General features: G+C 51.8%; 11 protein-coding genes. 10 read left to right on the top strand and 1 reads right to left on the bottom strand.

Going from position 1 to position 12,748, the window contains the following annotated elements:
* Positions 1-20: 20 nt before the first annotated feature.
* The 10 genes from QZ311_RS01795 (at position 21) to gldN (ending at position 12,169) form a co-directional block, all read left to right on the top strand.
* Positions 21-872: an RnfABCDGE type electron transport complex subunit B gene (locus QZ311_RS01795; protein ID WP_297063521.1), complete on the top strand. Its 852-nt coding sequence runs from the start codon at positions 21-23 to the stop codon at positions 870-872.
* Between the two features lie 11 nt (positions 873-883).
* Positions 884-2,227: an electron transport complex subunit RsxC gene (gene rsxC / locus QZ311_RS01790; protein ID WP_297063252.1), complete on the top strand. Its 1,344-nt coding sequence runs from the start codon at positions 884-886 to the stop codon at positions 2,225-2,227.
* Positions 2,228-2,359: 132 nt separating this feature from the next.
* Positions 2,360-3,556 (top strand): pyridoxal phosphate-dependent aminotransferase, encoded by a 1,197-nt coding sequence (locus QZ311_RS01785; RefSeq protein ID WP_297063249.1) that lies wholly within the window; start codon positions 2,360-2,362, stop codon positions 3,554-3,556.
* Positions 3,557-3,663: 107 nt separating this feature from the next.
* Positions 3,664-4,959: a tyrosine--tRNA ligase gene (gene tyrS, locus QZ311_RS01780; protein ID WP_297063248.1), complete on the top strand. Its 1,296-nt coding sequence runs from the start codon at positions 3,664-3,666 to the stop codon at positions 4,957-4,959.
* Positions 4,960-5,146: 187 nt separating this feature from the next.
* Positions 5,147-5,887: a porin family protein gene (locus QZ311_RS01775; RefSeq protein ID WP_297063244.1), complete on the top strand. Its 741-nt coding sequence runs from the start codon at positions 5,147-5,149 to the stop codon at positions 5,885-5,887.
* Positions 5,884-6,912 (top strand): type IX secretion system membrane protein PorP/SprF, encoded by a 1,029-nt coding sequence (locus QZ311_RS01770; RefSeq protein ID WP_297063241.1) that lies wholly within the window; start codon positions 5,884-5,886, stop codon positions 6,910-6,912. The genes QZ311_RS01775 and QZ311_RS01770 overlap by 4 nt, the downstream gene beginning before the upstream one ends.
* Before the next feature lie 3 nt (positions 6,913-6,915).
* The gene (locus tag QZ311_RS01765) at positions 6,916-8,355 is read left to right on the top strand and encodes an SUMF1/EgtB/PvdO family nonheme iron enzyme (protein ID WP_297063239.1); all 1,440 of its coding nucleotides are present in this window, start codon (positions 6,916-6,918) and stop codon (positions 8,353-8,355) included.
* A 48-nt stretch (positions 8,356-8,403) separates the two neighbouring features.
* Positions 8,404-9,360, top strand: coding sequence for a gliding motility protein GldL (gene gldL / locus QZ311_RS01760; protein WP_297063237.1), 957 nt, complete (start codon positions 8,404-8,406; stop codon positions 9,358-9,360).
* Between the two features lie 69 nt (positions 9,361-9,429).
* Positions 9,430-10,995, top strand: a complete 1,566-nt coding sequence (gene gldM, locus QZ311_RS01755; RefSeq protein ID WP_297063235.1) for a gliding motility protein GldM — start codon at positions 9,430-9,432, stop codon at positions 10,993-10,995.
* 40 nt (positions 10,996-11,035) lie between these two features.
* Positions 11,036-12,169, top strand: a complete 1,134-nt coding sequence (gene gldN / locus QZ311_RS01750; RefSeq protein ID WP_297063233.1) for a gliding motility protein GldN — start codon at positions 11,036-11,038, stop codon at positions 12,167-12,169.
* A 158-nt stretch (positions 12,170-12,327) separates the two neighbouring features.
* Here gldN and QZ311_RS01745 read toward each other — a convergent pair whose 3' ends face one another.
* Entirely contained in the window at positions 12,328-12,705 is a 378-nt protein-coding gene (locus tag QZ311_RS01745) for a hypothetical protein (protein WP_297063230.1), read from the bottom strand.
* Positions 12,706-12,748 lie beyond the last annotated feature (43 nt).

The following is a 12,748-nucleotide window of genomic DNA, read 5'->3' as shown; positions in this document are numbered from 1 at the left end:
TTTAATTTACTACCATGAATATTATAGTAACTTCAATCATTGTCCTCGGACTCATCGGAATCATCGGCGCAGCCGTGCTCTACGTTGTCGCCAAGCGTTTCCATGTCCAAGAAGACCCAAGAATTGACCAAGTAGAAGCACTTCTTCCCGGCGCGAACTGTGGCGGCTGCGGACGTAGCGGTTGCCGTGACTTTGCATCAGCGTGTGTCTGCGCCGATACACTCGACGGCCTTACATGCCCGGCATCAGGAAGCGCAGTAATGAAACAGATCGGCGAAATCGTCGGACTGGCAGCAGCCGAGACCAAGCCGAAAATCGCAGTCATAAAATGTAACGGCACATGCGACCTCCGTCCACGTCTCGCACGCTTCGAAGGCGCTCCGACCTGTGCGGTGCTGTCGTCGCTCGGAACAGGAGAATCCACCTGCCCTAACGGCTGTCTGGGCTGCGGAGACTGCGTGAGCGCCTGCCCCTACGGAGCAATGAAGATGAATCTTGAGACAGGGCTGCCCGAAGTCATCGAAGATAAGTGTGTCGGTTGCGGAGCTTGTGTCAAAGCTTGCCCGCGCTCAATCATCGAACTCCGCTACAAAGGTCCGCGCGGCATGAGAGTCTATGTCGCATGCTCAAACAAGGAAAAGGGAGCAGCCGCAATGAAGGCGTGCAAAGCCGCATGTATCGGCTGTTCGAAATGTGCCAAAGAGTGTACGCACGAAGCAATCACGATTGCCAACAATCTCTCATATATCGACTTCGAGAAATGTAAGCTTTGCCGCAAATGTGTCGATGTATGCCCGACGCATGCCATCCATGCCGTAAACTTCCCCGTAAAGAAAGCTCCCGCCAAAGAGAAAGTTGAAGAAACAGCCTGAAATCAGAAGACATGAAACTCCATACCTTTAAAATCGGCGGTGTACACCCCGCCGAAAACAAGATTGCCGCAGGCAAGCCAATCGAAAACCTTCCTCTGCCGGAAGAAGTTGTGCTCCCCGTATCGCAGCATATCGGTGCTCCCGCCACGCCTATCGTCAAAAAAGGCGACAAGGTCAAGCGAGGCGACCGTGTGGCTGATGCCGGAGGCTTTGTATCAGCACCCATACACACTCCCATTTCGGGTACTGTCGTGAAAATCGATACAGCCCGCACCCCACAAGGTATGCCCGTTCAGGCAATATACATCAAAAGCGATGAAGCTGACCGTGCGGCTGACGCCGAGGCGATGGCCAACCGCGAAAAACCTGCCCGCACAGAAAATGAAATAGCAGCCCTCGACGGCAAAGCGATTATCGACATCATCAAAAATGCCGGCATTGTCGGACTCGGCGGTGCTACATTCCCCGCACACGTAAAACTCTCACCCCCTCCCGGCTCAAAGGCCGAGATTGTCATAATCAATGCGGCTGAATGCGAACCGTGTCTTTCGTGTGACGACATGCTCATGCGCGAAAATCCGCGTGAGATAGTCAAGGGTGTGGAGCTTCTTATGCGTGCAGCCGGTGTCAACCGCGCTGTCATTGCAATCGAAAACAACAAACCCGAGGCAATTGCTGCCCTCTCGGATGCAGCGTCGGCAGTGGCAGGCATCGAAGTCATGCCGATGAAAGTCAAATATCCGCAAGGCGGCGAAAAGCAGCTTATCGAAGCCGTAATCGGTAAAGAAGTTCCATCAGGAGGACTCCCAATCGCGACCGGAGCTATCGTGCAGAATGTAGCCACAGCCTATGCGGTCTACCGTGCCGTAGTCCTCGACGAACCTCTCATGGACCGAGTGCTCACACTGCATGACGGCGAGACCGGCCGCAACCTGCGAGTGGCTCTCGGAACAATCCTTGCCACACTCGTTCCCGGAAAAGAGCCCGAGAAAATAATCCTCGGCGGCCCGATGATGGGACGCACGGCATCAACACTCCAGACCCCGATGATCAAGGGCACATCAGGCATCCTTCTCGACAGCCGCTATGCCCATCGCCGTCCGATGGAAAATTGCATCCGTTGCGGCAAATGCACCGAGGCATGCCCTATGGGACTTGAACCGTTCCTCATCAGCACACTTTCCCGTCTTCAGGACTGGGACGAAGCAGAGCAGCAAAAGATTGCCAACTGCATCGAGTGTGGCTCATGCAGCTACATCTGTCCGGCCTCACGTCCGATTCTTGATTTTATCCGTATCGGCAAAGGCAAAGTCATGGCCGCCATGCGAGCCAGAGCAGCCGCTGCAAAGGCTTAATAACATTATTACCATACAAGCTTAAAAATATGCCGGATTTCACCATCCGGCATATTTTTTATCATAAATATTCGCTATCTTTGCACTCACGGAACACTTAAACCGTTAAAATCAACTCAATAACACTATCATATGACCCACATTTCCGATCGCGTGCAGGCTTTGGCTCCATCTGCCACCCTCGCAATGTCACAGAAAAGCAATGAGCTCAAAGCTCAAGGTGTCGACGTAATCAATCTCTCTGTCGGAGAGCCGGATTTCGAAACTCCCCGCCACATCAAAGAGGCTGCAAAACGTGCCATCGACGAAAACTATACTTTCTACACACCCGTGCCCGGCTATATGTCGCTCCGCAAGGCTGTGTCTGAAAAACTCGCAAAGGAAAATGGCGTAAGTTATGCCCCCGAACAGATTGTGGTCTCAAACGGAGCAAAACAGGCACTCTGCAATGTAATCCTCGCGACAATCAATCCTGACGATGAGGTAATTATCCCGATGCCGGCATGGGTAAGCTACGTAGAGATGGTGAAACTCGCAGGCGGCAAGACAGTCGAAATCCTCGCTGACATCAATCAGGATTTCAAAATCACCCCCGCTCAGCTCGAAGCTGCCATCACTCCGGCGACCCGCATGATTCTGCTCTGCTCACCCTCAAATCCCACCGGCAGCATCTACTCGCGCGAAGAGCTCCAAGGACTTGTCGACATACTCGCCAAGCATCCCGACATCATGGTTCTTGCCGACGAAATCTACGAGCACATCAATTTCACCGGCTCGTTCACATCGCTCGCGTCATTCCCCGAAATAGCCGACCGCACAATCATCATCAACGGCGTGTCAAAAGCATATGCCATGACCGGATGGCGTATCGGATACTGTGCAGCCCCCCAGTGGCTCGCCAAGGCTGTCACCAAACTTCAGGGACAATATACATCAAACGCTTCGTCAATCGCTCAGAAAGCAGCCGAAGCCGCCTATAACGGTCCGCAAGACTGCATAGCCGAAATGAACAAGGCATTCGAGCGTCGCCGTGACCTCGTGGTCGACCTCGCATCAAAAATCCCCGGACTTAAGGTCAACCGTCCGCAAGGCGCATTCTATCTCTTCCCTGAAGTCAGCGCCTACATCGGCAAAACCACACCCGAAGGAAAGACTCTTGAAAGCTCGGCCGACATCGCAATGTATCTTCTCGAAAAGGGCCATGTAGCCACAGTCGATGGTGGAGCATTCGGCATGGAAGGATATATCCGTCTAAGCTACGCGACTTCCGATGACAACCTGCGCGAAGCCATGCGCCGTATCGCCGAGACTCTCGCCTCACTGAAATAAACCCGGCTCTGCCGACACATCTCTAAAATTCACAACGAGCCTGAAACCCTCAGCACAGCAAGAGTGGTTTCAGGCTTATAAAACAGAAATAAACTCCTATTCTCATAATGGATTTCATTGAAGAACTAACATGGCGTGGCATGATCCACACTGTCATGCCCGGAACAGACGAACAACTCAAAAAAGGCATGACGACTGCCTATCTCGGCATCGACCCGACAGCCGACAGCCTCCACATCGGCCACCTCTGCGGTGTGATGATGCTGCGCCACTTCCAGCGTTGCGGTCATAAGCCCCTCGCCCTCGTAGGCGGAGCGACCGGCATGATCGGCGACCCGTCAGGCAAAAGCGCCGAGCGCAACCTTCTCGACGAGGCTACACTACGCCACAATCAGGAGGCCATCAAAAAGCAGCTCTCCAAGTTTCTCGACTTCGAAAGCGATGCTCCCAACAAGGCCGAGATGGTCAACAACTATGACTGGACAAAGGATGTGACTTTCCTTGATTTCGCCCGCGAAATCGGCAAGCATATCACCGTCAACTATATGATGGCCAAGGACTCAGTGCAGAAACGTCTGAACGGAGAGGCGCGCGACGGCCTCAGCTTCACCGAATTTACATATCAGCTGCTGCAGGGATTCGATTTCTATACTCTTTATAAAGACAAGAACTGCAAACTCCAGCTCGGAGGCAGCGACCAGTGGGGCAATATCACCACCGGTACAGAACTCATCCGCCGTAAGCTCGGCGGAGAGGCATATGCCCTCACCTGTCCCCTCATCACCAAGGCCGACGGAGGTAAGTTCGGCAAGACCGAGAGCGGCAACGTTTGGCTCGACCCGCGCTATACTTCGCCCTACAAGTTCTATCAGTTCTGGCTCAACGTCAGCGATGCCGATGCCGAGAAATATCTGAAAATTTTCACCGCCCTCACCAAAGAGGAAATCGACGCGCTCATCGAGGAGCACGCTAAAGACCCCGGACAGCGCCCGATGCAGAAACGCCTCGCAAAAGAGGTCACTGTCATGGTGCATAGCGAAGAGGACTACAATGCTGCTGTCGAAGCCAGCTCAATCCTGTTCAGCAACAAGGCCGAGGAGGCACTCCGCCACCTTGACGAGAAGACCCTCCTTGATGTGTTCGACGGTGTCCCGACATTCAACATTGTCAAAGCCGATATCGAAGCCGGTGTCCCCGTCATCGAACTTCTCGCAACCAAGACCGCCGTATTCCCCTCCAAGGGTGAAGCACGCAAGATGATCCAGCAGGGAGGCGTGAGCATCAACAAGCAGAAGGTGACCGACCCGAATGCTGTCATAACTGCCGAATCGCTTCTCAACGACAAATACATCCTCGTCCAGCGCGGCAAGAAGAACTACTTCCTCCTCCGCGTGGCCGAGTAAACGTCACCACAGCGTCGGCAATAACACGGCGACGATTGTGTGAAGAAACAGGATTGACGGATTTCTAAGGTTTTCGCCCGTCAGCGATGCCGGAATCCGTCAATTCTGTTTCTTCGCATTTCTGCCATTACCTATCCATCTGCACCTTCCACATACAATATTCCAACCTACCGATTCGTTATAAAAAATGATGAATCATCGCTTTCTCACATCTCTGCGCCTACTTTCAGCACTCATGGTTCTGTTCATCGGAAGCTATGGGGATTTGTCATGTCAAAACCTCAACGACAAGCTGATGAACCGCCCCTATGCCGACCTCCGTCGCTGGCATCTCGGTTTTTCGGTCGGCATACACACTCAGGACTTCACATTCTCTCATAATGGCTTCATAAGTGAAAACGGCGAACAATGGTTTGTCGATCAGCCCGGATTCCAGCCCGGATTCTGTGTCAACGGACTCATCGACTTCCGTCTTGGGACATATTTCAACCTTCGTTTCACTCCGGGTATGTATTTCGGTAACCGCGACATCACCATGCGCGAGTACAATACCGGCCTTGAGCACCGGCAAAACCTCAAATCGGCCCTGATAGTGCTTCCTTTCGACCTCAAATTCTCAAGTCTGCGTTATCGGAACTCCCGGCCTTATGTTACCGCCGGAATAATGCCGACCTTCAATGTCACCAAACAAAACAACGACTATCTCCGCACCAAGACTTCAGATTTCTTTCTTACATGCGGATTCGGATGTGACTTCTATCTCCCCTATTTCAAATTCAATCCCGAAATAAAATTCTGTTTCGGCCTTGGCGACAATCTTGTCCATGACCGTCCCGACATAGCAGAAGAGCCCGAAAAACTCGTCATAACCCAATCATTGAAAAAAGCCGTTTCGCGGATGGTCGTACTAACCTTCTATTTCGAATGAGATTCCGACAGCACATATCTTTCTACACAGCCTTGCTTGCAGGGATGCTGACGCTCGTCGTGTCGCCGGAACTCAAGGCGCAGGGCGATGCTTTACTCACACAGTACTGGGCGCTTCCGACATATTACAACCCCGGAGCAGTAGGCGACACTGACTATCTTCGCATACGTGGAGGTGCACGCCTGCAGTGGGTAGGTATCGACAATGCTCCTCAAAGTTTCATCGCCGCGGCCGACATGCCATTCAAACTCGGCAACAAGCGACTCGGAACAGGCCTCGTTGTTCAGCAGGAATCCTACGGACTGTTCAGCAACTTCACACTCGACGCACAGATCGGCTACAAACTTAAGGTTCTGAAAGGAGAGCTGACTGTCGCCCTGCAATTAGGTCTCTTCAACGAAAAATTCAAAGGATCGGAAGTCTATATTCCTGACGACGATGACTATCATGATCCGGCCGACGAAGCTATCCCCCAACGCGATGTAGCAGGCAATGCCTTCGACCTTGGCATAGGTGCATTCTACGTCCATAAAAAATTCTGGGCAGGCATCTCGCTACAACACGCCAACAACCCGACAGTCAGTTTCACAAGCGACACGGAGACTGCCTCTCGCGCCGGTGACGACGGCACAACAGGTGAATTGTCAAAAAAATATGAGTTCACGGCCTCACGCACAGCATATTTAATGGCAGGAAGCAATATTCCTGTAAAAAACACGTTATTTGAAGTGATACCGTCAGTCATAGTCCGAAGCGATTTCACCAATACTGATTTCCAACTCACAGGACGTGTCCGCTACAACAAGCTTTTCACCGCAGGCCTCGGCTATCGCTACAACGATGCACTCTCCGTAATGCTCGGAGCTGAAATCAAAGGCTTTTTTATCGGCTATAGCTACGACTATCATCTTTCCGATATCTCAAAAGCCTCATCCGGAAGCCACGAGCTCGTTGCAGGCTACAACCTTAAACTCGATTTTTCAGAGAAAAACCGCCACAAACACAAGAGCATACGCATAATGTAACTTATGAAAAAAATACTCCACATACTTTTCGCTCTGATCCTTCTCTCCGCTGCCGTCTCATGCGCTACAGGCCCTCGTAGCTCTATGGGAGGCGAAGTCACAGGAGTGGGAGGAACTTCATGGACAGAACCAACCCCCTACGGCATGGTTCTCGTGTCGAGAGGATCTGTAAAGATGGGTCCCTCTAAAGCCGATTCGCTATGGAACATCGAAGCCGACCCGCGAGGCGTGTCGGTCGACGCATTCTGGATGGACGAAACCGAAATCACAAATTCAAAATACAAACAATTTGTCTTCTGGGTGCGTGATTCAATCATCCGCGAGCGCCTTGCCGATCCCGCCTACGGAGGCAACGAAGAATTCAAGATTGAGGAAGACCGCGAAGGAAATCCCGTGACTCCCCACCTCAACTGGGCAAAAGCAATTCCTTGGCGCAACGCCAACGAGGACGAGCAGCGAGCAATCGAGAGTCTCTACCGCACCAACCCTATCACCGGTGTGCGCGAGCTTGATCCCGAACAGCTTAACTATCGCTACGAAATCTACAACCATACGGAAGCTGCAAAGCGCAAACACCGTCTCAACCCGGCTCGTCGCGAATACAACACAGACAAACCGACGCCCACTGAAACTCCGATTATTTCAAAGGACACAGCCTACATCAACGACGAAGGCGAAATCATCCGCGAGACCATCACCCGCGGACTTACCGGCGATTTTGATTTTGTCAACACCTACATTGTCAACGTCTACCCCGACACCACTGCATGGATCAATGACTTCGACAATGCCTATAACGAACCTTATGTACGTCTCTATTTCTCACACGGCGGCTACAACGAATATCCCGTCGTCGGTGTGAGCTGGGAACAGGCCACCGCCTTTGCCAACTGGCGCACAGACTTCCTCCGCCGTTCTCTCGGCCGTGAAGGTGTCTATGTCGAGCCCTACCGCCTCCCGACGGAGGCTGAGTGGGAATATGCAGCCAGAGCAGGAAAAAGCGAGAACATGTATCCTTGGGACGGTGACCTACCCCTGACTGAAGACCAAGGATGCTTCTATGCCAATTTCAAGCCGCAGGAAGGAAATTTTGTTCAGGACGGCCAGCTGATAACATCGCGCGTCGGGACGTATTCACCCAATGACTTCGGACTGTATGACATGGCCGGCAACGTCAGCGAATGGACTTCGACCGCCTTCACCGAAAGCGTCGGCAAGCTGACAAGCGACCTCAACCCCGAATACCGCTACAATGCCGCGCAGGAAGACCCCTACCGCATGAAGCGTAAAATCGTGCGTGGAGGCTCTTGGAAAGATGTGTCCCACAATATCCGCTCCGACATACGCATGTGGGAATATCAGAACGAACAGCGCTCCTACATCGGTTTCCGTTGTGTCCGCTCTCAAATCGGTTTTGCCAAAGGCACTAAAGCACGAAAATAACAGAACAATCCTCTAAATTCCCCTCAATACCCATTCTACTTACAAGCCATGACCAAAGATAATTTCAGAAACAAGATAGAAACCATCATGACATGGGAAGGTGGCCAACGCCTCTTCAACTTCGCATATAGTATCGGTGCGGCCATCGTCATTCTGGGTGCTCTTTTCAAAATTCTCCATCTTTCAGGAGGCAACACCCTTCTGTGTATCGGTATGGGAACGGAAGTGCTCATGTTTATTCTCACGGCCTTTGACAGACCTCCAAAGGAATACCATTGGGAAAACGTATTTCCCGAACTCGATGGCGCTGAAAACGACCGCGAACCACTCGCTGTAGGCCGGTCCACAACCCCGAACGCACAGTCAGCCTGCAATCCGCCCATTTCAGCAAACCCCGCTTCAGTCAACGGAACTGTCGGCCTGCCTGCCTCCGTTGATCTTTCAGAAGAAGATCGCCTTTCTCTGTCTGAAAGCATACATCGGATGTCGGCCGCTGCCGAGCAACTTTCAAAAATGGCAGAACTCACCACCGCCACACAGGAATATCTATCACAGATGTCGGCTATTTCAGCGCAGATGGAACAACTCAGACAGACCACCGAAGCTCTCAATTCAGTGTCTGCCGTCCTCCTCGAAAGCTATCGGGCTGTGACTGAAAACTCAGCATCCATCACAGAGAATTCGCGTGGCTACATCGAGCGCATGGGCGACCTCAACCGTAACCTTGGAGGCCTCAACACTATTTACGAAATTCAGCTCAAGAGCGTGTCGACACAGCTTGATTCTATTGACCGCGTGAATCGGGGCATCAAGGACATCCGCGACATGTATGAGAAGAGTGCATCACAGAGCGCTCGCTACTGCGAGGAGACCGAAAAGATGGCCCGCTACATGCAGCAGCTCAACCACGTCTATGAAAAAATGCTCCATGCAATGACCGTCAACATGTACAGGCCCATGATGAACGACATCCCCGGCGCACAATCCTCCGGCTCTGTAAATTGACCTCCTCTCTCCATTCCATCCCTGCATCAACCATAACCACTCCGTATATTCCACTCATCTATAGCTTAAATGGCAGAATCAGTAGTAAGGCTTTCCCCGCGACAGAAGATGATAAACCTTATGTATATCGTCCTTACGGCCATGCTTGCACTCAACGTATCAAGCGATGTGCTCGACGGTTTCGTACAGGTTGAGGACGGTCTTGCACGCACAAACGCCACGGTAGGCCGCCGTAACGATGCCGTGTATTCCCAGCTTGAGGCATTCACTGCGCAGAACCCCGAAAAAGGCGCTCCGTGGCTTGCCAAGGCATCCGATGTCCGCAGACATTCCGCTGCCCTCTATTCTCTCGTTGACTCCCTGAAACTCGCGATTGTAGTCGAGGCAGACGGTCCGGAAGGAAATCCCTCGGAAATAAACCGTCGCGACGACCTTGAAGCCGCCGCAGTGGTCATGCTGTCGCCCGGAGCGAAGGGCGGACAGATGCTCCACAGTGAAATGGATGCCTACCGCGACTTCATAAAGACATTTATCACCGACTCCATAAAGAAGGCCGCCATCAATGAAGCCCTTTCAACAGCGCCGTTCAAGCGTCCCGGCACTGTCACCCCACAAAAATGGGAGGAGGCTAAATTTGAGAACCAGCCTGTAGTAGCTGCGGTCACACTCCTGACCAAACTGCAAAACGACATTCGTTATGCCGAAGGCGAAGCGCTCGCAAGCCTGCTCGCATCGGTCGACGCCGGTGATGTCAGGGTCAATGAAATCAACGCCTTTGTCATCCCGCAGTCACGCATAGTGATGCGCGGTGGCAAATACAGCGCCAACATCGTCCTCGCCGCTGTCGACACGACTGCACGCCCTGAAATCTTTGTGGCCGGCAAAAAACTTGGCAATGACCATGGCCTTTATGAATTTGTCACCTCGTCCACCGGCACATTCGATTACAATGGCTATCTTGAAGTCAATCATGGTGACGGAACATCCACCCGTCATCCGTTCTCGTCGAGCTACACCGTCATGGAGCCCACAGCCACTGTCTCTGCTACCATGATGAACGTTCTTTATGCAGGTATCGACAACCCTATGAGCATCTCTGTCCCCGGCGTTCCGATGAGTGCGGTCAGTGCAACTATGACCAATGGCACTCTGACACGCAAGGGTGACGCATGGGTGGCAAGACCGGCTAAAGTAGGTGAGAATGCTACACTCACAGTCTCAGCCACTATCGACGGCCGGCCACAGACGGTAGCCACATCCACCTTCAGAGTGCGCAAGCTCCCCGATCCGGTGGCCTTCATAACATATGCAGGAAGCAACGGTGCAAAAGAACGCTACAAAGGCGGCCGCCCCATATCGAAAACCATTCTGACAAGCACACCCGGTATTGATGCCGCTATCGACGACGATATGCTCAACATCGACTTTCAGGTTCTCGGATTTGAAACTGTGTTCTTCGACCAGATGGGCAATGCCATTCCGGAGGTGTCACAGGGAGCTTCATTCTCTCAGCGTCAGAAAGACCAGTTCAAACGGCTTTCGCGTGGAAAACGCTTCTACATATCCCGCATACGTGCGAAAGGTCCTGACGGCATCGAACGCGTCCTCAGCCCCGTCGAAGTTATTGTTAATTAAGATTTCCCTCCACTCCGCATAAACCCCACAGCAATTACTGATGAAGAAGTATCTTCTTACAGCCATAGCGATTTTCATCTCGGCTTCTGCTTTCGCACAGGAATCGAGTTCAAGCAGTGTTGTCCGCCGCCGCACGGCCGACGACCGCAACACAGCCAAAACAACCACCGGTGTGACACAACGCATGCAACAGCACTTCGACACCTCGCCTGTCAGCGATTCCGAACTACAATGGATGCGCGTCATATATCGTCAGCTCGACCTGATGAAAGATGAGAATGCAGCCCTCTATTACCCCGACGAGCCGGTCGACGGTCAGGAAAACCTTTTCAGAATCATCCTCGGCCGCATGGCCGACAATGAGCTTACAGGCTACGAGTATCTCGACGGTCGCGAAATGTTTACCGACAACTACAAGGTGAACATGCGCGATGTCCTTGACCGCTTCCACATAATTTATATCGATGCGAAAGGATCGACCGAACGCAACCCGAAATTCGTAATCGAGGAAGCCGATGTCCCATCATCCGAAGTCCTCTCCTACTATGTAATCGAACGTTGGGAATTCGACAAACGCAACAACCGCATGCGCACACGCATTGAAGCTGTCTGCCCTGTGCTGCACCGTGCTGGTGATTTCGGAGGTGAAGCGGTGAAATATCCTATGTTCTGGGTGAAATACGACGACCTCAGACCTTATCTGACCACCCACAACATCTTCACCAACGACGACAACAACCTTGCCACCTGCACCTACGACGACTACTTCCAGCTCAATCTCTATAAAGGAGACATATACAAGACGCGCAACCTTAAAAACCGTTCTCTGATGCAACTTCATCCCGACCCGGACGAACTCGCACACGCTCAGGACAGCATACAGAAGCGTCTTGACAGCTTTGAGGACAAACTGTGGGTTCCATCCCTCGAAGAGCTTGCAGCACGTCGGGAAGCGGCTGAAAAAGCCGAACTCGCGGCAAGTGGTGAAGCCCCAGCGACTGAAGAAGTCAGCGAATCATCCTCCACAAAAACAACGATACGCTCTGCCCGCTCAAAACGAGGAACGACCAAATCATCATCGCCCAAAACCAAACCGGCAAAAGTGAAAAAAGCCAAAGCGCCTAAAGCATCCTCATCAAGCGCGGTCCGCTCAGTCCGCAACCGTCGCAGATAGTCTTCAGTCTTCCTGTTACATCTCTCTTTACCCTATATAAAAAATTACTCCCGTCGGGAAACCCGTCATCTCCAAACAAAGACCTTTCTCACAGCTTGCTAATTAAGAGGTCAGATGACGTTTTCCCGACGGGATTTTTATATCCGTCGCAAAGGGAATCAAAACTCCTCAGGGACTTCCCGGAGAGGTATGCCCATGCGTATTACTCCATTGACAAATTCAATAAACCTGAACTCCATTTCAGCAATCCTGATATTTGTCGCTATTTCAGGTGTAACCTGCAACAGTTTCGAATGGCAACGTTCTGCCAATTGCCATTCCGGACTCTTCAGATAGGCCTTAAGACCGGCTTTGTCTCCATCCTGATACAACGTCTGAGCCTTGTCAAATTCTCCATTGAAATAATCCATGAGTTTAAGAGCTTCCTTCTGAGTGATTTCATTTGGATTTTCACGCAGTATACCCTCAACACGTTTTGTACATGACACGGAAATCAGCGATGTCACAACGAGTAATAAAGCCAATATTTTTTTCATTACGATATGATTTAAATCTGATTGTTTTATCCTTCATTCTGTA

Source organism: uncultured Duncaniella sp. (assembly GCF_910578445.1).
In the GTDB taxonomy this organism is placed as follows: domain Bacteria; phylum Bacteroidota; class Bacteroidia; order Bacteroidales; family Muribaculaceae; genus Duncaniella.
Note: the sequence above shows the minus strand (reverse complement) of the source record. Positions and strands in the feature narration are given on the sequence as shown.